Source organism: Streptomyces sp. NPDC050263, from assembly GCF_040655955.1.
Classification (GTDB): domain Bacteria; phylum Actinomycetota; class Actinomycetes; order Streptomycetales; family Streptomycetaceae; genus Streptomyces.
The window spans coordinates 1-19,630 of record NZ_JBFAKW010000163.1 but is presented as its reverse complement, the minus strand read 5'-3'; the positions used below and the strand labels follow the sequence as shown (position 1 = coordinate 19,630).

Below are 19,630 nucleotides of genomic sequence, written 5' to 3'. Positions count from 1 at the left end.
TAGTAGCTCCGCTACGAGGACTCTCGCCCGGCACACCGAGAGCACGCACCGAACGCCGCTCCTTCTCCCACGGAGATCCATCAGAAGCCCCCTAGTTCAGCTTTCCCAGGGCCTCCCGCACCCGCCGTGCATCGCGCAGCCGCTGTTCGTACGTCGCACCGAGTGCGAGCAGCAGCAGTCCGGCGAGGGCGGGAGGCACCCAGCGGGGGAGCGCGTCGGTCACCTGGACGAGATACGGGGCGAGTTCGTGCAGAGTGACCAGGGCGAGCACCGAGCCGCCCAGCACGAGCGGCGCCTGCAGCCGGTGCCGGGCGCCGAGCAGGGTGAGCAGCAGCGCGCCCGCGCCCAGCAGCAGGGGGCGCGTCCACTCGACGTCTCCCCAGGCGGCGGCGAGGCTCGGCAGCAGCGTGACGGTGAGGCCGGGACCGTACGCCGTCCAGGAGGAGGCGGCGGGGTCGCGGCGTCGGCGCAGGGCCCCGACGAGCAGCGCCGGGACCGTGACCGGCAGGGTGTACGCCTCCGGGAGCCCCACCCGCCAGGCCGCCAGACGTACCCACGCGGCCAGCACGAAGAGCGCGACGGCCGCGTACCCGACCGGGCGGCGGTCCGGGCGCAGCGCCGTGCCCGCCGCGATCACCGCGCACAGGGACAGCACCAGGGCGAGCAGGGGCAGGTCGAGGGCCGCGAGACCGATGGCGACAAGGCCGGCGAAGGCTCCGGCCGCCTCCACCGCGACCGTCGTCGCGGGGTCGCCGATCCGGGGCGCGACCAGGGCCGCGACCACGGGGACCGCCAGCACCAGCAGCGCGACGTGCTCCGGCCGCCAGCCGGCCGCGGCGCCCACGGCGCAGGCCAGGGCCGTGGCGTAGCCCACGGAGACGGCCGCGGACACCGGCGCCAGGCGCCCGCGCCAGGCGGCGACCGCGAAGGCCGCGGTGAGCGACGCGAGCACGACGAGCGTCGTCGGCTCGGTAGCCAGGGAGAGGAAGGCGAGGCTGAGGGAGGTGAGCAGGGCCGGCCCGGTGGCCGTCCGCGTGGTCGGGACCAGGAGTGCCAGGATCGTGCCGCCCTGCATCAACAGACCGACCGAATAGGGGAGTTGCAATGCCGCCGGAGTGACCAGCATCGCCGCCCACAGCAACGTCAGCGCGGCGGCCCGCGCTTGTGTGCGCCATTCCTCGCTGCGGACCGCCGTCGCCAGGACCGCGGCGACCACGACGAGGATCAGGGGCACGGTGACGGCGTGCGGCGGCCAGAAGGCGTCCAGCGTCGCCGCCACCCGGGCGTCGGCCGGGGTCCCGGACCAGATGTGCCCGAGCCACGCCGTCGGTCCGAGCAGCGTGACGCCGACGGCCGGCACCCCCCACAGCACCGCACCCGCCTGTACGACACCGGAGGCCCAGGTGATGCCCCGGCGCACGGCCTCCGGGCCCCGCACGGCGGCCAACAGCGCGATCCCGCACGCCAGATACGCCGGCACCGTCCACGCGCCGGGCAGCGACACCCGCAGGACGCCGCCCAGGCCGGCCGCCACGCACAGGGCGCCGGCCACCGCCGTGCCCGTCGCGAGGTCCGTTCGAGGGGCGAACCACGCCACGCCCAGGGCGATCGCCGCCGCGAGGCAGAGCAGCGCCGCGGCCCGGGCGGCAGCACCCGCACCGGCCGCGTCCACGGAGAGCAGAGCGGCCGCCAGAACGCCCCAGCCGCCCGCGCCGAACGCGCCCACCACGGCGACCGGCCGCAGCGGCCGTTCGGACACCCGCAGCGCCACGACCGCGTCCGCCGCGGCCGTCAGCAGCACCGCGGCCGTGACCGTGTGCGCGCCGCCGCCGGCCGCGATCGCCCAGAGCGGCAGCACGAGTTGAGCGACCGCGAGGGCGGCCGGGCGGGGGAGCCGCACGGTGGCCGAGCCCGGCAGCGCGGCGAGCGCCCTGTCGTAAGCCGTCCACAGCACCGCCAGCACGGTCGAGGAGGCCGCCGCGTACGTCGTGCCGTCCGCCCCCGTGAACACGGCCTCGCGCAGCGCGTACGCGTCCAGCACGGTCAGGGCGAGGCCGAGGCCCGCGACCGACTCGGCGGTCGACCGCAGCCCCCGCCGCAGCAGCGCCACAGGCGCGCCGAGCACCGCCAGCGTGACCGCTCCCAGCACCAGGGACCGGCCTGCGATCCCCAGGTGACCCCAGCTGACCAGCGTGAACACCATCGCCGCGATGGTGAGCAGGATGCCGCCGAGCAGCAGGAGCGCGTTCTGCACGCCCGGCGCGGAGGCCTCGGGGCGGGCGGCCGGCCCCGGCGGCGTCGGCCGGCTCGGCCAGGACTGCGGGGCCGGCCGTACCGCCTGCTGGATCGTGGCGACCAGCCAGGCGCGGCGGGCCAGCAACTGGGCCCGGCGGGCGTCCAGTTGTCGCAGCTCGGTGTCGAGGAGCCGCAGCTCCTCGGCCGGGGGCGGAAAATGCGTCATGCCTCGGAGTGTGGTCCGCGTCACGTGCGGCGGCATGAGCGCACATACTCAGAACGTACTCAAATGCCCCTGGTCGGATGCCTCCGGCCGGACCCGCGCGCGGGCACACTCTGCCCATGGACTGGACCCGTTACCGCTTCCGCAGCCTGTGGACCCTGCCCGCACCGCCCGCCCGCGTGTACGACGCGCTGGAGCGGGCCGAGGAGTACCCGCGCTGGTGGCGTCAGGTGCGCGAGGTGAACCGGCTCGACGACACCACCGGCGTCATCCGCATCCGCTCCCTCCTCCCGTACGACCTGACCTTCACCGCCCGTGCCGTGCGACGCGATGCCGCGGCCGGGGTGCTGGAGATCGCCATGACGGGCGACATCGACGGCTGGGCGCGCTGGACGATCACCGCCGACGGCCCCGGCGCCCTCGCCCGATACGACCAGGTCGTCCAGGTGAACAAGCCGCTGCTGCGACGGCTCGCCGTGCCCGGGCGGCCGGTGTTCCGGCTGAACCACCGGCTGATGATGCGGGCCGGACGGCGCGGACTCACGGCGCACCTGGAAGCGGTTTGAAGGAAGCGCGCGGGGACCTGTATTGTTCAGTCCGTTCCCGGGCGATTAGCTCAGTGGGAGAGCGCTTCGTTCACACCGAAGAGGTCACTGGTTCGAACCCAGTATCGCCCACCGGGAAAAGGCCGGTCCGCAACTCGCGGACCGGCCTTCTTCATGCCGCCCCGCCTTCATGCCGCAGCCGGCAGCTCCGGACGCAGCGGCCACGACGTGTCCACCGTCTCCGGAGTCCCGCTGCGCGCGAACCACGCCTGGAGCCCCCGAGCCTGAGCCGCGTGCCAGGCGGTCTGCAGGGCGTGCAGATCGGCGGGCGTCAGCCTCTCCAGCCGGGCCGCGAACCGCCGGCCCAGCGCCCGGACGACGTCCAGCGCGGCCAGTGCGTCCGCCGCCGCGTCGTGCGCGTCGGCGAGCGTCACCTCGTAGTGCGCGCACAGATCGGTGAGCGTACGCCGGCCCTTGCGGTAGCGGTCCAGGTGCTTGTCCAGGACCCGGGGGTCCAGCACCCGAAGCGGCGTCGCGTCCACCCAGTTGCCGAGTGACGAGGCGCGGTGCCTGCGCAGCTCGCGGTCGAGCAGCGTCAGGTCGAACGGCGCGTTCATCACCACCAACGGGCGTCCCGCGGCGGCCTGTTCGGCGAGCAGCTCGGCTATCTCGAACATCACCGGCGCCGGCCAGCGGCCGTTGCGCTGGAGGTGCTCGTCCGTCAGTCCGTGTACTTCCGTCGCCCCGGCGGGCACCGGCACGCCCGGGTTCACCAGCCATCGGCTCACCCGCGGCCGTACACCCGGCGCGTCCTGGACGACGAGAGCGGCCGACACGATGCGGTCGGTCTCCACGTCGACGCCCGTCGTCTCCGTGTCGAAAGCGGCCAGAGGGCCCTCGTACCAGTACGTCATACCTACACAACCCCTCGTTCACCCACGGCAGCTGACGCACCGTCTTCTGCCTGTTTGGTGATACCCGGGCTGTTTGCGCCGTACGCCGGAAGGACACAACACGAGTACGGGTCTTTGCAGTTCAGCGGGCCCGTCACAGGTATCGGCATTGCGTGGAAGGCTGTTGGTCATGGCGATAGCGCAGCCCGAGCGGGGCGGGCTGCTGCCCGAACGCGAGGGCATTCACCGCGGGACGCTCGCCACCACCGCCTGCATGGAGACACTGCAGGTGGGCTATCTGCACGCCGTCGCGGCGGCGGCCGGCTGCTCGTTGTCCCAACCCTTCCCGGACAACGGCATCGACTGGCACGTCAGCCATGGCTCGCCCGGCCACACGGTCGACGACGAGGTCACCATCAAGGTGCAGCTCAAGGCCACCTACCAGGTGCGGTCCAACCCGCCGGGCCGCTTCTTCTCCTTCACGCTCGACAACGACCACCTGCGCAAGCTCGCCCGCACCCCGGTGTCGGTGCACAAGATCCTCGTCGTGATGCTGGTGCCCAGAGCCCAGGACGACTGGCTGCGGGCCGGCCACGACCGCCTCGACCTGCGGCACTGCTGCTACTGGGTCAATCTCGCCGGCCACCCGATCACCGGCCGGACCCGGACCACCGTGCGGATACCGACCACACGCATCTTCGACGACCGGGCGCTGTGCGAGATCATGACGCGGGCCGGGACGGGAGGCAGACCATGACCCACCGCCCCTTGGACGAGCCGCTGCGGGCCGTACGGCCGCACCCCGAGACCCCCTGGAACCAGGACCCCGACCCCGGCGACGTCGACCCGGCCGTCCTCGGCGCCCTGCTGCGCCGGCACGGCTGGCAGCGGCGCGGCGGCGCGGCCGGACGCTACGGCCGCTGGACCCCGCCCGGACCGGGCGGCGGCGGAATCAGCCTCCTCGTGCCGGAGAGCCGTGCCTTCCCCGACAGCGACGACCTGGTCGGCGAGGCACTCCTGGCGCTCGCCCGCAGCGGCACGCCCTCCGCGCGCGAGGTGCTCGTCGGCCTCGCCGTGCCGAGCGACGAGATCCGCTGGTGGCGGGATGCGCCGACCGGGCCCGCCGGGGCCGCCTCCTGGGCCGTCGAGGAACAGCTGCGCGCCGCCGCCCGGCAGATGCTGCTCGCCGGCGCGCTCGCCACACGCGCGCGTGCCGGCTATTACGGAGCCCGGCACCGGCGCGCGGCCCTGACGGCGCTGGAGAGCGTCCTCGTCGGCTCCGCGGCCGGTGGCCGTCGGCTGACGGCCTTCGCGCCCGTCGACGTCGCCCGGCCCCTCGCCGTACGCCTCCACCAGGCCCTGTACGCCGTCCGCGAGGCCATCGACTACCAGCGGGCCACCGGCGGCATGGACGCCTTCGACGGGGCCGTGGAGGCCGGAGCCAGCCGGGAGCTCACCGAGGCGCTGATCGCGCTCGTGCGGGGTGCCGAGGGCGCCCGGATCGCCGTCGAGTGGTCGCCCGCGGTCGGGGCCCCCGAGGACTGCGCCTCGGGCGGCGAACCGGTCGAGTTCTCGCCCGGCGACCTGTCCGTGCTGCGCCGGGCCGGCGCCCGCTACCTTCGCGAGGAACCCTCCGTTCCCGTGCGGGTCACCGGCACGGTCGTGCGGATGCGCAGGTCGGGGCCGCGCGGCGAGGGCAGTGTCCGGCTGCGGGTGCTGGCCGGCGCGGAGATCCCGCACGTCCGGCTCACCCTCGACGAGGAGGACTACCGCATCGCCGGACAGGCCCACCTGGTCGGACTGCCGGTGCGGGTGCAGGGCCGACTGGAGAGCAGGGGCGGGTTCCGCAGGCTCACCGGCGCCTGCGGGGTGGTCCCCGTACAGGTGGACGACGCCGAGCGGGACCGGCTGATGAAGTCCCTCCAGGAGAACCTCGACTTCTTCGAGGAGGCCTGCGGCGGGGAGGACCGCGAGGAATGATTTCGCGGTAGGCGGGTGCGGGTCGGTACGATCGCGTCCTGCGCGCGCTCCCGGTATGGCGCCGCACCCCCTTCAGTCAGGAGAGACCGGTGTCAGACGTCCGTGTGATCATCCAACGCGATTCCGAGCGGGAAGAGCGCACGGTGACGACGGGCACCACGGCCGCCGACCTCTTCGCCGGCGAGCGCTCGATCATCGCCGCCCGGGTGGCCGGCGAGCTCAGGGACCTGTCGTACGTGCTCGCCGACGGCGAAGAGGTCGAGGGCGTCGAGATCTCGTCCGTGGACGGCCTCGACATCCTGCGCCACTCCACCGCGCACGTGATGGCCCAGGCCGTGCAGGAGCTCTTCCCCGAGGCCAAGCTGGGCATCGGCCCGCCGGTCAAGGACGGCTTCTACTACGACTTCGACGTCGAGAAGCCGTTCACGCCCGAGGACCTCAAGGCCGTCGAGAAGAAGATGCAGGAGATCCAGAAGCGCGGGCAGCGGTTCGCCCGCCGCGTGGTCACCGACGAGGCCGCCCGCGAGGAGCTCGCCGAAGAGCCCTACAAGCTGGAGCTGATCGGCCTCAAGGGCGCCGCCTCCAGCGACGACGGCGCGGACGTCGAGGTCGGCTCCGGCGAGCTGACGATCTACGACAACCTGGACGCCCGCACCGGCGACCTGTGCTGGAAGGACCTCTGCCGCGGTCCCCACCTGCCCACCACCCGCAACATCCCGGCGTTCAAGCTGATGCGCAACGCCGCCGCGTACTGGCGCGGCAGCGAGAAGAACCCGATGCTCCAGCGCATCTACGGCACCGCCTGGCCCTCCAAGGAGGAGCTGAAGGCCCACCTCGACTTCCTCGCCGAGGCAGAGAAGCGCGACCACCGCAAGCTGGGCTCCGAGCTGGACCTGTTCTCGATCCCCGAGCAGATCGGCTCCGGCCTCGCCGTCTTCCACCCCAAGGGCGGCATCATCCGCCGGGTCATGGAGGACTACTCGCGCCGCCGGCACGAGGAGGAGGGCTACGAGTTCGTCTACACCCCGCACGCGACGAAGGGGAAGCTCTTCGAGACCTCGGGCCACCTGGACTGGTACGCCGACGGCATGTACCCGCCCATGCAGCTCGACGAGGGCGTGGACTACTACCTCAAGCCCATGAACTGCCCGATGCACAACCTGATCTTCGACGCGCGCGGCCGCTCCTACCGTGAACTGCCGCTGCGCCTCTTCGAGTTCGGCACGGTGTACCGGTACGAGAAGTCGGGCGTCGTGCACGGCCTCACGCGCGCGCGTGGCTTCACCCAGGACGACGCGCACATCTACTGCACCCGTGAGCAGATGTCGGAGGAGCTCGACAAGACGCTCACCTTCGTCCTCGGCCTGCTGCGTGACTACGGCCTGAACGACTTCTACCTGGAGCTCTCCACCAAGGACCCGGAGAAGTTCGTCGGCTCCGACGAGGCCTGGGAGGAGGCGACCGAGACGCTGCGCGAGGTCGCCGAGAAGCAGGGCCTGCCCCTGGTGCCCGACCCGGGCGGCGCCGCCTTCTACGGCCCGAAGATCTCCGTCCAGACCAAGGACGCCATCGGCCGCACCTGGCAGATGTCGACCATCCAGCTCGACTTCAACCTGCCCGAGCGGTTCGACCTGGAGTACACCGGTCCGGACGGCGCCAAGCAGCGCCCGGTCATGATCCACCGCGCGTTGTTCGGCTCCATCGAGCGGTTCTTCGCGGTGCTCCTCGAGCACTACGCGGGCGCGTTCCCGGCGTGGCTGGCCCCGGTCCAGGCACTCGGCATCCCGATCGGCGACGGGCACGTGGAGTACCTGGAGAAGTTCGCCGCGGCGGCGAAGAAGCAGGGCCTGCGGGTGGAGGTGGACTCCTCCTCCGACCGTATGCAGAAGAAGATCCGCAACGCTCAGAAGCAGAAGGTGCCCTTCATGGTCATCGCGGGCGACGAGGACATGGCGAACGGCTCGGTGTCCTTCCGCTACCGCGACGGCTCGCAGGAGAACGGCATCCCGTTCGACGAGGCCATCGCGAAGATCGCGAAGGTCGTCGAGGAGCGGGCGCAGGTCTGATCCGGGTCGTGCGGCGGGCCCCCGGGGAGATTCAGTAGATTCAGTTCTCCGGGGGCCCGCCGCCGTCCGGGGAGTCCTCCGTCAGGGAGAACACCTGGATCAGCCAGGACGAGAACGACCCCGTCACCGCGCCGAGCAGGGCAAGTCCGCACGCCATGAGCCCGACCGCGATGGTCCGGCCCCCGGTGGTGACCGGGACGACATCGCCGTAGCCGACGGTCGTCAGCGTCTCGCACGCCCACCACAGGGCGTCGCCGAAGGAGTGCATGGTGGTGCCCGGTGCTCCTCGTTCCCGGTCGTAGACGGCGAGGGCGCACGCGAAACCGAGCAGCAGCGTCGTCAGGCCCGCGTAGGTGATCACGCGCGCGTGCAGCGACAGCCGGGGCCGGCCGCGCCGGCGCTGTACGGCCTCGTACACCTTGACGACCCGCAGGGGGCGCAGCAGGGGCAGCAGCACGACCACGGTGTCCAGTTTGTGGCTCCTGACGAAGCCCAACCGCTGTCCGCTCAGCCGCCAGCACACCGCGTAGTCGATCGCGAACAGCGCCCATGTCGCGGCCAGCACCGCGGTGAACAGGTCCCGCCAGGCGCCGGGCAGGCCCTGGGCGAGGACCAGCACGGCGTACATGGCGAGGAACACCAGGGAGGCGAGCGCGAGGGGGAGCTCGGTGCGCTGCTCCCAGCGGGCCAGACGGCCGTCTTCGTCCATCGGGCCAGCTTGGACCGCGCGGCTTTTCCATGAACCCCGCCGACACGCCGCGAACGGGCGAAGCAATATGCTGCCTTGCATGACGAGTGAGCCGGAGCAGCAGATCGGAGTGGGTACGCAGGACGCGTTCCAGCGCCTGTGGACGCCCCACCGGATGGCCTACATCCAGGGCGAGAACAAGCCGACCGGCCCGGGTGCCGACGACGGTTGCCCGTTCTGTTCGATTCCGGCGAAATCCGGCGAGGACGGTCTGATCGTCCGCCGAGGTGAGCATGTGTACGCGGTGCTGAACCTGTACCCGTACAACGGCGGCCACCTGATGACCGTCCCCTATCGGCACGTGGCCGACTACACCGACCTGACCGTGCCGGAGACCGCCGAACTCGCCGAGCTGACCAAGCAGGCGATGACGGCCCTGCGCACCGCGTCCGGCGCCCACGGCTTCAACATCGGCATGAACCAGGGCACGGTCGCGGGAGCGGGCATCGCCGCCCACCTCCACCAGCACATCGTCCCCCGCTGGGGCGGCGACACGAACTTCATGCCGGTGGTGGGCCACACCCGCGTCCTGCCCCAGCTACTGGCAGACACAAGGAAAATGCTGGCCGAGGCCTGGCCGACAGGGCCCTGACCTTTCAACCCGTCCGGGCAGTGATCTCTCAGCCCGTCCGGGCAGTGATCTTTCAGCCCGTCCGGCGTTTGAGGACGAGGCCGCAGGCCGAAGGGGGTCTGGGGGCACAGCCCCCAGGGCCGGCACCCCAGAGCACCCGCACGACAAAGCCGCCCCACCGCCGGAGGCCTACGCGTCGTAGGTGTCCGCCTTCTTCGGCGCCACATCCTGCACGGCCCCGCTGAGCACCGACGAGCGCGAGCTGAACTTCTCGGTGTTCACGTCGTGCTCCTTGAGCACCTTGAGCGCGGCCGTGTGCACCACGCGCAGCACCGGGGTGGCCGCCCGCAGCGCGTCGTCCGCCATGAAGCGGTGGCGCCAGGGCTGGTCGGCCCAGGCGTGCCGCAGGCCGAAGGGCTCGGGCAGGCCTATGGAGCCGCCGAGCCACTTCAGCAGCGGCGGGTACCAGCTGATCGTGGCGCGTGCGGCGAGCCGGACCACCTCGTCGGCCGTGACCAGCGGAAGCTTGATGGTCCGCGTCTCCCAGAACCGGACGCTCTTGGCGACGGTCTTGGTGGGGGCCTCGGACTTGGTGGTGAACAGGCCGTTGACCGGGCCCAGGGCGTGTCCGGTGACCTCGATGCGCAGCGTCTCGTGCAGCACCGTCACCGTGATCAGCATGGTGATGATCAACTGGCCGTCCCAGAGCGGCCACTGGACGCCCAGGTAGTGCCGGTCGCCGCCGCCGAACTGCTGGTTGTTGCAGATGTCCTCTATGGCCCTCGGCTTGACCTGGTACGCCTCGACGTTGGTGCCCTCCGGCCGGGAGACCGCCTTGGCGTTCTCACCGACCGGGGTGACGATCCAGTGCCGCACCGTGGGCGGCGGGAAGCCGCCGGTCTTCAGGCTCTGCCGGTTCAGCACGGTGAGCTGGTCGTGGATGGCCCGCACGACCGTCCAACTCCGGAACTCGTGGACGCCCTTGTTGGGGTCCGTCGGCACGAGTTCCTCGGCGAGATGCCAGGCGCCCCAGCGGGTGCCCATGCCGAGTATGCCCTTGGGTCCGGCGTAGAAGACGGAGTTGGACTGCTGCTCGGCGCTGAGCCGGGCCAGGGACTGCCGCAGTTGCTCCGCCGCCGTCTGGTTCGGGCTGGTCGGCACCGCCTCGGGGACCTTGGCGCCGACGCTGCCGCCGGACAGCAGGCTGTCCCAGCGCTCGCGCAGGTCCTTCGCGGTGCCCTCGCAGATCCGCTTGGCCAGGAACCAGCCGGCCACGGGCGCCACGACGCAACCGCGCGCGTACCAGCCCCAGAAGCCGGTGAACGGAATCTTGACGAGGAAGATCACGGCGAGGGCGCCGACGGCGACGAGCAGACCGGTGGCGAGCCCGGAGACCCGCTTGTTCTCCTGCTTGCCCATGGTGGCCCGCAGTTGGAAGACCAGCAGCCACACCGCGAGCCCGGGCAGGAAGAGCAGCCCGCACAGCAGCATGACGCCGGTCAGCTTCTGGTCGCGCTCGCGGCGGATGCGGTTGGCCGCGAGACAGTGCTCGACGACCACCTGCGGCTCGCTGCCGAAGGACTGGATGAGCGGACTGCGGCCGACGCCCAGCATGCGGTCGATCACCGCCTGCGAGAACGCCTCGCCGAGGTTGGGCCGGAAGATCCGGGCCCATTTGCGACCGCTGTTGACCGCCGTCTGGTGCCACTCGTTGTCGGCCTTCTTGATGTCCTCGACCGGGTTGTCCCGGTAGGCCGCCGAGGCCAGGCCGAACGTCGGCGTCTGCCCGCCGTCGCCCGTCTGCGGCACCTGTGGTCCGAAGATGTCCGCGTAACCGCTGTCAACGGTCATTCCCGCCCCCGATCGCCGCCACTCTCGCTTCTGCGGCCTTCCCGACTTCCGTGCTTCGCACACCTGTTGATCAGGTCATCAGCGTATCCGCAGGCACCGACATCCGTCGGCGGACGGCCGAAGCCGCCCGCCGAATCGGAGGGAACCGTTCCACTACGGTGCCGCACCGGCCACTTGAGGCCGCCCGGGCACCAACCGTCAGTCGGCCTGCGTCTGTTGGCGGACCCGGTCGGCGACCTGTGCCGGCATCGGCTCGTGCCGCGCGTACGCGCGCTGGAAGCGCGCCGTGCCGTGCGAGAGGGAACGCAGGTCGACCGCGTACCGGCCGATCTCGATCTCGGGCACCTCGGCCCGCACCAGAGTGCGGCCGCCGCTGGTCTGCTCGGTCCCCAGCACCCGCCCGCGCCGACCCGACAGGTCGCTCATCACGGCGCCCACGTAGTCGTCGCCGACCAGGACGCTCACCTCGGCCACCGGCTCCAGGAGATGGATCGTCGCGTCGGCCGCCGCCTCCCGCAGCGCGAGCGCGCCGGCCGTCTGGAACGCGGCGTCGGAGGAGTCCACCGAGTGCGCCTTGCCGTCGAGCAGCGTGACCCGGACGTCGACCAGCGGATGCCCGGCCACCACGCCCTTCGCCGCCTGCGCGCGCACGCCCTTCTCGACCGACGGGATGAACTGGCGCGGCACCGCTCCGCCGACCACCTTGTCCACGAACTCGATGCCCGCGCCGCCCGGCAGCGGCTCCACCTCGATCTCGCAGATGGCGAACTGGCCGTGCCCGCCGGACTGCTTGACGTGTCGCCCGCGCCCGCCGGACCGCGCCGCGAACGTCTCCCGCAGGGAGACCTTGTGCGGCACGACGTCGACCTGGACGCCGTAGCGGGAGCGCAGCCGCTCCAGCGCGACGTCCGAGTGGGCCTCGCCGAGGCACCACAGGACCACCTGGTGGGTGTGCTGGTTCTGTTCCAGGCGCATCGTCGGGTCCTCGGCGACCAGCCGGCCCAGCCCCTGCGACAGCTTGTCCTCGTCGGCCTTGCTGTGCGCCTGGATGGCCAGCGGCAGCAACGGGTCCGGCATCTGCCAGGGCTCCATGAGCAGTGGGTCGTCCTTGGCGGAGAGCGTGTCGCCGGTCTCCGCGCGGCCGAGTTTCGCCACGCACGCGAGGTCGCCCGCGATGCAGTGCGTCAGGGTCCGCTGCTGTTTGCCGAACGGCGCGGACAGCGCCCCGATGCGTTCGTCGACGTCGTGGTCCTCGTGGCCGCGGTCGGCGAGGCCGTGCCCGGAGACGTGGACGGTCTCGTCGGGGTGCAGCGTGCCGGAGAAGACCCGGACGAGCGAGACCCGGCCGACGTAGGGGTCGGAGGAGGTCTTCACGACCTCGGCGACCAGCGGCCCGTCCGGATCGCACGAGGTCAGGTCGCGCGGCCTGCCGTCGACCGTCGTCACCCGGGGCGCCTCGCGCTCCAGGGGCGTCGGGAAGCCCCTCGTGACCAGTTCCAGCAGCTCGACCGTCCCCAGGCCCTGCCGGGCGCCCTCGGCGGCGGGGGCGGCCGCCAGGACGGGGAAGAACGTGCCGCGCGCGACGGCCCGCTCCAGGTCCTCGATCAGGGTCTTGACGTCGATCTGCTCGCCGCCGAGATAGCGGTCCATGAGGGTCTCGTCCTCGCTCTCGGCGATGATCCCCTCGATCAGCCGGTTGCGGGCCTCCTCCAGGTCCGGCAGCTGGTCCTCGCCCGGCTCGGACTCCTTGCGCTCGCCGGAGGAGTAGTCGAACAGGGTCCGCGACAGCAGCCCGGTCAGCCCGGTCACGGGCGCGTGCCCGTCGGGCCCCTCGGGCCCGTGCAGCGGCTGGTACAGCGGCAGGACGGCGTCCGGGTCGTCGGCGCCGAAGGCCTCCGCGCAGATCCGGGTCATCTCCTCGAAGTCCGCGCGGGCGGCCTCCAGATGCGTGACGACGATCGCGCGGGGCATGCCGACGGCCGCGCACTCCTCCCACACCATGCGGGTCGAGCCGTCCACGCCGTCCGCCGCCGAGACGACGAAGAGGGCCCCGTCCGCTGCCCGCAGACCGGCCCTGAGTTCCCCGACGAAGTCGGCGTATCCGGGGGTGTCGAGGAGGTTGACCTTGATGCCGTCCCATTCGACGGGCACCAGGGAGAGCTGCACCGAGCGTTGCTGCCGGTGCTCGATCTCGTCGTAGTCGGAGACGGTGCCGCCGTCCTCCACGCGGCCCGCCCGGTTCACGGCTCCCGCGGTCAGCGCGAGAGCCTCCACCAATGTCGTCTTGCCCGATCCGCAGTGGCCGACCAGCACCACATTCCGTACGGACGCGGGGTGGTCGGCCGCTGTAGCCCTGCCGGCGGCTCCGGGATGTGCATTCGCCTTGTCGCCCATTTTCCTTGCCTCCCGTGCACGGTGAGGTCACTGGGGGCGCGGGCACGGCGGCCCCGCGTGCGATGGCGGCTCCGACGACGCCCGCGGTCCTTCGAGCTTTCCACTCCGGTCACCGCGCGTCCATACGGCGGACGCGACCCGGCCGCGCACCGGATTCCGGCAGGCCGTGACACGGGGGTCCGGGTGCCCGACCGTCGCACACACACGCGCGTGGCTACGATGGGCCAGCCGGTGGCCAGCAGGGGCCGCGCGGCCACACCGAGCCCTCGGGAAGGCCATGCTGAACAAGTACGCGCGTGCATTCTTCACGCGTGTCCTCACACCGTTCGCCGCGTTTCTCATCCGCAGGGGCGTAAGCCCTGACACGGTCACGCTCATCGGCACCGCCGGCGTGATGGCGGGCGCGCTGGTCTTCTACCCCCGGGGCGAGCTCTTCTGGGGCACGATCGTCATCACGCTCTTCGTGTTCTCCGACCTGGTCGACGGCAACATGGCGCGCCAGCTCGGCCGCTCCAGCCGCTGGGGCGCCTTCCTGGACTCCACCCTCGACCGGGTCGCCGACGGCGCGATCTTCGCAGGCTTCGCGCTCTGGTACGCGGGCAACGGGGACGACAACGCCCTGTGCGCCGTCTCGATCTTCTGCCTGGCCAGCGGCCAGGTAGTGTCGTACACGAAGGCCCGTGGCGAGTCGATCGGCCTGCCCGTCGCCGTCAACGGACTCGTGGAGCGCGCCGAACGCCTGGTGATCTCCCTGGTCGCGGCCGGCCTGGCGGGCATGCACAAGTTCGGTGTGCCCGGCATCCAGGTGCTGCTGCCGATCGCGCTGTGGATCGTCGCCGTCGGCAGTCTGGTCACGCTGATCCAGCGGGTCGTCACCGTCCGGCGGGAGTCGGCCGAGGCGGAGGCCGCCGCGGCGCAGGAGGAGGCCCAGGGGAGCGAGGCCGCGAAGTGAGCGCCCAGGATCGTCTGACCGACGCGCTGTACGGGCTAGGCTGGAGCACCGTCAAGAAGCTCCCCGAGCCCGTCGCCGTACGGCTCGGTCGCACGATCGCCGACCTCGCGTGGAAGCTGCGCGGCAAGGGCGTGCGGCGGCTGGAGAGCAACTATGCGCGCGTGGTGCCGGGCGCGGGCCCCGAGCGGCTGGCCGAGCTCTCGCGCGCGGGGATGCGGTCCTACCTGCGCTACTGGATGGAGTCCTTCCGGCTGCCCGCCTGGAGCGCCGAGCGCGTCCGCGGCGGTTTCGAGGCCAAGGACCTGCATCATCTCACCGACGGCATCGCCTCCGACAAGGGCGTCATCCTCGCCCTGCCGCACATGGGCAACTGGGACCTGGCCGGCGCCTGGGTCACCACCGCGCTGGAGACGCCGTTCACCACCGTCGCCGAACGCCTCAAGCCGGAGACGCTGTACGACCGGTTCGTCGCCTACCGGGAGGGCCTCGGCATGGAGGTGCTGCCGCACACCGGCGGCGCCGCGTTCGCCACCCTGGCCCGGCGGCTGCGCGACGGCGGCCTGGTCTGCCTGGTCGCCGAGCGCGACCTGTCCGCCTCCGGCGTCGAGGTGGACTTCTTCGGGGACACCACCCGGATGCCCGCGGGGCCGGCGCTGCTCGCCCAGCAGACCGATGCCATCCTGCTGCCCGTCACGCTCTGGTACGACGGCTCGCCCGTCATGCAGGGCCGGGTGCATCCCCCGATCGAGGTACCCGAGACAGGCACGCGGGCCGAGAAGACGTCTGTCATGACACAGGCGCTGGCTGACGCCTTCGCCACCGGCATCGCCGAACACCCGGAGGACTGGCACATGCTCCAGCGCTTGTGGCTCGCCGACCTGGAACCCCGCCCGTCGGACGGGGCGCCCGAGTGAGAATCGGCATCGTCTGCCCCTACTCCTGGGACGTGCCGGGCGGCGTCCAGTTCCACATCCGCGACCTCGCCGAGTACTTCATCCGGCTCGGCCACGAGGTGTCCGTGCTGGCCCCGGCCGACGACGACACCCCGCTGCCGCCGTACGTCGTCTCGGCCGGCCGGGCCGTCCCGGTGCCGTACAACGGCTCGGTGGCCCGCCTCAACTTCGGCTTCCTGTCCGCCGCGCGGGTGCGGCGCTGGCTGCACGACGGCGCGTTCGACGTCGTCCACATCCATGAGCCGACCTCGCCGTCCCTCGGCCTGCTGGCCTGCTGGGCGGCCTCGGGGCCGATCGTGGCGACCTTCCACACGTCCAACCCGCGCTCGCGCGCGATGATCGCCGCGTACTCCATCCTCCAGGCCGCCCTGGAGAAGATCAGCGCGCGGATCGCCGTGAGCGAGTACGCCCGCCGCACCCTGGTCGAGCACCTCGGCGGGGACGCGGTCGTCATCCCCAACGGCGTCGACGTCGACTTCTTCGCCCGGGCCGAGCCCAACCCCCAGTGGCAGGGCGAGACGATCGGCTTCGTCGGGCGGATCGACGAGCCCCGCAAGGGTCTGCCCGTCCTGATGCGGGCCCTGCCGAAGATCTTCGCCGAGCGGCCGCAGGCCCGGCTGCTGGTCGCCGGCCGCGGGGACGAGAAGGAGGCGGTGGAGAGCCTGCCCAAGGAACTGCACGCGCGTGTGGAGTTCCTCGGGATGGTCAGCGACGAGGACAAGGCGCGCTTCCTGCGCAGCGTCGACGTGTACGTCGCGCCCAACACCGGCGGCGAGAGCTTCGGCATCATCCTCGTCGAGGCGATGTCGGCCGGGGCCCCCGTGCTCGCCTCCGACATCGACGCCTTCGCCCAGGTCCTCGACCAGGGAGCGGCGGGCGAGCTGTTCGCCAACGAGGACGCGGACGCGCTGGCCGAGGCGGCGGTGCGCCTGCTGGGCGACCCGGAGCGCAGAGCCGAACTGCGCAGCCGCGGCAGCGCGCACGTACGGCGCTTCGACTGGTCGACCGTGGGCGCGGACATCCTGTCGGTGTACGAGACGGTGACGGACGGCACGACGGCGGTGGCGGCCGACGACGACCGCGCTTCCGTCGGCCTACGGGCCCGGCTCGGCCTGGCCCGGGACTGACCTGACCCAGACCTGCCCAGGCCGCCGTGGTGCGCACGGGTAGCCTTCCGCCCGTGACCGCAACCCTGATCTGGATCCTGGTCGTCCTCCTCGCGATCGGCCTCTACCTGAGCTGGACGGCGGGACGGCTGGACCGGCTGCACACCCGCATCGACGCCGCCCGCGCCGCGCTGGACGCGCAACTGCTGCGGCGCGCGTCCGTGGCCCAGGAGCTGGCCACCTCCAAGGTGCTCGACCCGGCGGCCTCGATCGTCCTGTACGAGGCCGCGCACGCCGCCCGGCAGGCCGAGGAGGAGCAGCGGGAGGTCGCCGAGAGCGATCTCAGCCAGGCCCTGCGCGCCGTCTTCGCGGACGCGCAGCAACTGGACGTCGTGCGCGAGGCGCCCGGCGGAGAGGCGGCGGCCGGCGAGCTCACGGAGGCCGTCCGTCGCGTCCCCATGGCCCGCCGCTTCCACAACGACGCGGTGGGCGCGGCCCGCAGACTCCGCGCACACCGCAAGGTCCGCTGGTTCCGTCTGGCCGGCCACGCCCCCTTCCCCATGTCCTTCGAAATGGACGACGAGCCTCCGCCCGTCCTGGTCGACCGGTCCGCCTGAACCGGCACCGACGGCGAAAACGATCCACCGGGTGTTCATTGGCCCTTGCTGTGGACTGGTTCCCTCGCGTTTTCTCGGGGCGGTAGGAATCCACTTTTTCGACGAGTGAGGTCACCCTGTGTCCAGCACGATCTCCGAAAACCAGACCCCCGAGACCGGCACCGCGCGCGTGAAGCGCGGGATGGCCGAGCAGCTCAAGGGCGGCGTGATCATGGACGTCGTCACGCCGGAGCAGGCGAAGATCGCCGAGGACGCGGGCGCCGTCGCCGTCATGGCGCTGGAGCGGGTCCCGGCCGACATCCGCAAGGACGGCGGCGTGGCCCGGATGTCCGACCCGGACATGATCGAGGGCATCATCGAGGCCGTTTCCATTCCGGTGATGGCCAAGTCCCGGATCGGGCACTTCGCCGAGGCCCAGGTGCTGCAGTCCCTCGGCGTCGACTACATCGACGAGTCCGAGGTCCTCACCCCGGCGGACGAGGTGAACCACTCCGACAAGTTCGCCTTCACCACCCCCTTCGTCTGCGGCGCCACCAACCTGGGCGAGGCCCTGCGCCGCATCGCCGAGGGCGCGGCCATGATCCGCTCCAAGGGCGAGGCCGGCACCGGCAACGTCGTGGAGGCCGTCCGCCACCTGCGGCAGATCAAGAACGAGATCGCCCGCCTGCGCGGCTACGACAACAACGAGCTGTACGCCGCCGCCAAGGACCTGCGTGCCCCGTACGAGCTGGTCAAGGAGGTCGCCGAGCTGGGCAAGCTCCCGGTGGTGCTGTTCTCCGCAGGCGGCGTCGCCACCCCGGCCGACGCCGCGCTGATGCGGCAGCTGGGCGCCGAGGGCGTCTTCGTCGGCTCCGGCATCTTCAAGTCCGGCGACCCGGCCAAGCGCGCCGCCGCGATCGTGAAGGCGACCACCTTCTACGACGACCCCAAGATCATCGCGGACGCCTCCCGCAACCTGGGCGAGGCCATGGTCGGCATCAACTGCGACACCCTCCCCGAGTCCGAGCGCTACGCCAACCGCGGCTGGTAGTCACCGATGAGCACACCTGTCATAGGCGTCCTGGCCCTCCAGGGCGACGTACGGGAGCACCTCGTCGCCCTGGCCGCGGCCGACGCCGTGGCCAGGCCGGTGCGGCGTCCCGAGGAACTCGCCGAGATCGACGGCCTCGTCATCCCCGGCGGCGAGTCCACGACCATCTCCAAGCTGGCCGTCCTCTTCGGCGTGATGGAGCCCCTCCGCGCGCGCGTGAGGGACGGAATGCCCGTCTACGGCACCTGCGCGGGCATGATCATGCTCGCCGACAAGATCCTCGACCCGCGCTCGGGCCAGGAGACCGTCGGCGGCATCGACATGATCGTGCGCCGCAACGCCTTCGGCCGCCAGAACGAGTCCTTCGAGGCCGCACTCGACGTGAACGGCGTCACGGGCGATCCTGTGGAGGGCGTCTTCATCCGCGCCCCCTGGGTGGAGTCCGTCGGCGCCGAGACCGAGGTGCTCGCCGAGCACGAGGGTCACATCGTCGCGGTCCGCCAGGGCAACGCGCTGGCCACGTCGTTCCACCCGGAGCTGACCGGCGACCACCGGGTGCACGCCCTGTTCGTCGACATGGTGCGCGCATACCGGGCGGCGGAGTCCTTGTAGGATCTCTGCCGTTCGTATCTGGTTGGGTTACGCGAAGGAGACAGGCAGATGTCCGGCCACTCTAAATGGGCTACGACGAAGCACAAGAAGGCCGTGATCGACGCCAAGCGCGGCAAGCTCTTCGCGAAGATGATCAAGAACATCGAGGTCGCGGCCCGCACCGGTGGCGCCGACGTGTCCGGCAACCCGACGCTGTTCGACGCCATCCAGAAGGCCAAGAAGAGCTCGGTCCCGAACAAGAACATCGACTCCGCGGTCAAGCGCGGCGCCGGTCTCGAGGCCGGTGGCGCCGACTACGAGACGATCATGTACGAGGGCTACGGCCCGAACGGCGTCGCGGTGCTCATCGAGTGCCTCACCGACAACCGCAACCGCGCCGCCTCGGACGTGCGTGTCGCCATGACCCGCAACGGTGGTTCGATGGCCGACCCGGGCTCCGTCTCGTACCTCTTCAACCGCAAGGGCGTCGTGATCGTCCCCAAGGGCGAGCTGACCGAGGACGACGTGCTGGGCGCGGTCCTCGACGCGGGCGCCGAGGAGGTCAACGACCTCGGTGAGTCCTTCGAGGTCCTCAGCGAGGCCACCGACCTGGTCGCGGTCCGCACCGCCCTCCAGGAAGCCGGCATCGACTACGACTCCGCCGAGGCCAACTTCGTCCCGACCATGCAGGTCGAGCTGGACGAGGAGGGCGCGAAGAAGATCTTCAAGCTGATCGACGCGCTCGAGGACAGCGACGACGTGCAGAACGTCTTCGCCAACTTCGACGTCAGCGACGAGGTCATGGAGAAGGTCGACGCGTAACGCTGCGGCGGGCCGAGCGGATTCGGCGGGCCGGTGGGACACGTCCCACCGGC

17 protein-coding genes and 1 tRNA gene are annotated in these 19,630 nt (G+C 71.6%); 13 read left to right on the top strand and 5 right to left on the bottom strand.

Going from position 1 to position 19,630, the window contains the following annotated elements; all coding sequences use genetic code 11:
* Window positions 1-91: 91 nt before the first annotated feature.
* On the bottom strand, window positions 92-2,497 hold the full coding sequence (locus tag AB0J04_RS41095) for a hypothetical protein (RefSeq protein WP_363173804.1): 2,406 nt from the start codon (window positions 2,495-2,497) through the stop codon (window positions 92-94).
* A gap of 80 nt (window positions 2,498-2,577) precedes the next feature.
* Here AB0J04_RS41095 and AB0J04_RS41090 point away from each other — a divergent pair, with 80 nt between their 5' ends.
* Together AB0J04_RS41090 and AB0J04_RS41085 are read left to right on the top strand one after the other, a co-directional pair.
* Entirely contained in the window at window positions 2,578-3,024 is a 447-nt protein-coding gene (locus AB0J04_RS41090) for an SRPBCC family protein (RefSeq protein ID WP_363173803.1), read from the top strand.
* Window positions 3,025-3,063: 39 nt separating this feature from the next.
* Window positions 3,064-3,135, top strand: a tRNA-Val gene (locus tag AB0J04_RS41085).
* A 56-nt stretch (window positions 3,136-3,191) separates the two neighbouring features.
* Here AB0J04_RS41085 and AB0J04_RS41080 read toward each other — a convergent pair.
* Window positions 3,192-3,917: a 3'-5' exonuclease gene (locus AB0J04_RS41080; protein ID WP_363173802.1), complete on the bottom strand. Its 726-nt coding sequence runs from the start codon at window positions 3,915-3,917 to the stop codon at window positions 3,192-3,194.
* A 169-nt stretch (window positions 3,918-4,086) separates the two neighbouring features.
* On the opposite strand from AB0J04_RS41080, the gene AB0J04_RS41075 reads away from it, so the two are divergent.
* The 3 genes from AB0J04_RS41075 to thrS all read left to right on the top strand — a co-directional run bounded on the left by AB0J04_RS41075 (window position 4,087) and on the right by thrS (window position 7,942).
* Entirely contained in the window at window positions 4,087-4,653 is a 567-nt protein-coding gene (locus AB0J04_RS41075; protein ID WP_363173801.1) for a DUF4365 domain-containing protein, read from the top strand.
* Window positions 4,650-5,876, top strand: a complete 1,227-nt coding sequence (locus AB0J04_RS41070; RefSeq protein ID WP_363173800.1) for a hypothetical protein — start codon at window positions 4,650-4,652, stop codon at window positions 5,874-5,876. Before AB0J04_RS41075 ends, AB0J04_RS41070 begins: the two co-directional genes overlap by 4 nt.
* A gap of 89 nt (window positions 5,877-5,965) precedes the next feature.
* Complete coding sequence (thrS, locus tag AB0J04_RS41065) at window positions 5,966-7,942, top strand: threonine--tRNA ligase (protein WP_363173799.1); 1,977 nt, start codon at window positions 5,966-5,968, stop codon at window positions 7,940-7,942.
* Window positions 7,943-7,982: 40 nt separating this feature from the next.
* On the opposite strand, the gene AB0J04_RS41060 is transcribed toward thrS, so the two are convergent.
* Window positions 7,983-8,651, bottom strand: a complete 669-nt coding sequence (locus tag AB0J04_RS41060) for an ion channel (RefSeq protein WP_363173798.1) — start codon at window positions 8,649-8,651, stop codon at window positions 7,983-7,985.
* A 67-nt stretch (window positions 8,652-8,718) separates the two neighbouring features.
* Between AB0J04_RS41060 and AB0J04_RS41055 the strand changes: the two genes are divergently transcribed.
* Window positions 8,719-9,282 carry an HIT domain-containing protein gene (locus tag AB0J04_RS41055; RefSeq protein ID WP_363173797.1) on the top strand — a complete coding sequence of 188 codons (564 nt, stop codon included), beginning with the start codon at window positions 8,719-8,721 and terminating at the stop codon, window positions 9,280-9,282.
* A 168-nt stretch (window positions 9,283-9,450) separates the two neighbouring features.
* Here AB0J04_RS41055 and AB0J04_RS41050 read toward each other — a convergent pair whose 3' ends face one another.
* Together AB0J04_RS41050 and AB0J04_RS41045 are read right to left on the bottom strand one after the other, a co-directional pair.
* Window positions 9,451-11,112 carry a hypothetical protein gene (locus AB0J04_RS41050; protein WP_363173796.1) on the bottom strand — a complete coding sequence of 554 codons (1,662 nt, stop codon included), beginning with the start codon at window positions 11,110-11,112 and terminating at the stop codon, window positions 9,451-9,453.
* A gap of 198 nt (window positions 11,113-11,310) precedes the next feature.
* Complete coding sequence (locus AB0J04_RS41045) at window positions 11,311-13,506, bottom strand: elongation factor G-like protein EF-G2 (protein ID WP_363173795.1); 2,196 nt, start codon at window positions 13,504-13,506, stop codon at window positions 11,311-11,313.
* Window positions 13,507-13,783: 277 nt separating this feature from the next.
* Here AB0J04_RS41045 and pgsA point away from each other — a divergent pair, with 277 nt between their 5' ends.
* From pgsA to AB0J04_RS41010, 7 genes are all read left to right on the top strand, one after another.
* Window positions 13,784-14,458, top strand: a complete 675-nt coding sequence (gene pgsA / locus AB0J04_RS41040; RefSeq protein WP_363173794.1) for a phosphatidylinositol phosphate synthase — start codon at window positions 13,784-13,786, stop codon at window positions 14,456-14,458.
* Window positions 14,455-15,372, top strand: a complete 918-nt coding sequence (locus AB0J04_RS41035; protein ID WP_363173793.1) for a phosphatidylinositol mannoside acyltransferase — start codon at window positions 14,455-14,457, stop codon at window positions 15,370-15,372. Before pgsA ends, AB0J04_RS41035 begins: the two co-directional genes overlap by 4 nt.
* The gene (locus AB0J04_RS41030; protein ID WP_363173792.1) at window positions 15,369-16,538 is read left to right on the top strand and encodes a glycosyltransferase family 4 protein; all 1,170 of its coding nucleotides are present in this window, start codon (window positions 15,369-15,371) and stop codon (window positions 16,536-16,538) included. The genes AB0J04_RS41035 and AB0J04_RS41030 overlap by 4 nt, the downstream gene beginning before the upstream one ends.
* Before the next feature lie 53 nt (window positions 16,539-16,591).
* Window positions 16,592-17,134, top strand: a complete 543-nt coding sequence (locus tag AB0J04_RS41025; protein WP_363173791.1) for a hypothetical protein — start codon at window positions 16,592-16,594, stop codon at window positions 17,132-17,134.
* A gap of 118 nt (window positions 17,135-17,252) precedes the next feature.
* Entirely contained in the window at window positions 17,253-18,164 is a 912-nt protein-coding gene (gene pdxS / locus AB0J04_RS41020; protein ID WP_363173790.1) for a pyridoxal 5'-phosphate synthase lyase subunit PdxS, read from the top strand.
* Window positions 18,165-18,170: 6 nt separating this feature from the next.
* Window positions 18,171-18,776, top strand: a complete 606-nt coding sequence (gene pdxT / locus AB0J04_RS41015) for a pyridoxal 5'-phosphate synthase glutaminase subunit PdxT (protein WP_363173788.1) — start codon at window positions 18,171-18,173, stop codon at window positions 18,774-18,776.
* Between the two features lie 48 nt (window positions 18,777-18,824).
* Window positions 18,825-19,577: a YebC/PmpR family DNA-binding transcriptional regulator gene (locus tag AB0J04_RS41010; RefSeq protein ID WP_363173787.1), complete on the top strand. Its 753-nt coding sequence runs from the start codon at window positions 18,825-18,827 to the stop codon at window positions 19,575-19,577.
* Window positions 19,578-19,630 lie beyond the last annotated feature (53 nt).

Bases quoted from the DNA above. Each gene is read 5' to 3' on its own strand.
- AB0J04_RS41050 (WP_363173796.1), bottom strand. From the start codon at position 11,112: ATGACCGTTGACAGCGGTTACGCGGACATCTTCGGACCACAGGTGCCG.
- AB0J04_RS41080 (WP_363173802.1), bottom strand. From the start codon at position 3,917: ATGACGTACTGGTACGAGGGCCCTCTGGCCGCTTTCGACACGGAGACG.
- AB0J04_RS41095 (WP_363173804.1), bottom strand. From the start codon at position 2,497: ATGCCGCCGCACGTGACGCGGACCACACTCCGAGGCATGACGCATTTT.
- AB0J04_RS41045 (WP_363173795.1), bottom strand. From the start codon at position 13,506: ATGGGCGACAAGGCGAATGCACATCCCGGAGCCGCCGGCAGGGCTACA.
- AB0J04_RS41060 (WP_363173798.1), bottom strand. From the start codon at position 8,651: ATGGACGAAGACGGCCGTCTGGCCCGCTGGGAGCAGCGCACCGAGCTC.
- pgsA (WP_363173794.1), top strand. From the start codon at position 13,784: ATGCTGAACAAGTACGCGCGTGCATTCTTCACGCGTGTCCTCACACCG.
- AB0J04_RS41090 (WP_363173803.1), top strand. From the start codon at position 2,578: ATGGACTGGACCCGTTACCGCTTCCGCAGCCTGTGGACCCTGCCCGCA.
- AB0J04_RS41010 (WP_363173787.1), top strand. From the start codon at position 18,825: ATGTCCGGCCACTCTAAATGGGCTACGACGAAGCACAAGAAGGCCGTG.
- AB0J04_RS41070 (WP_363173800.1), top strand. From the start codon at position 4,650: ATGACCCACCGCCCCTTGGACGAGCCGCTGCGGGCCGTACGGCCGCAC.
- AB0J04_RS41055 (WP_363173797.1), top strand. From the start codon at position 8,719: ATGCTGCCTTGCATGACGAGTGAGCCGGAGCAGCAGATCGGAGTGGGT.
- AB0J04_RS41075 (WP_363173801.1), top strand. From the start codon at position 4,087: ATGGCGATAGCGCAGCCCGAGCGGGGCGGGCTGCTGCCCGAACGCGAG.
- pdxT (WP_363173788.1), top strand. From the start codon at position 18,171: ATGAGCACACCTGTCATAGGCGTCCTGGCCCTCCAGGGCGACGTACGG.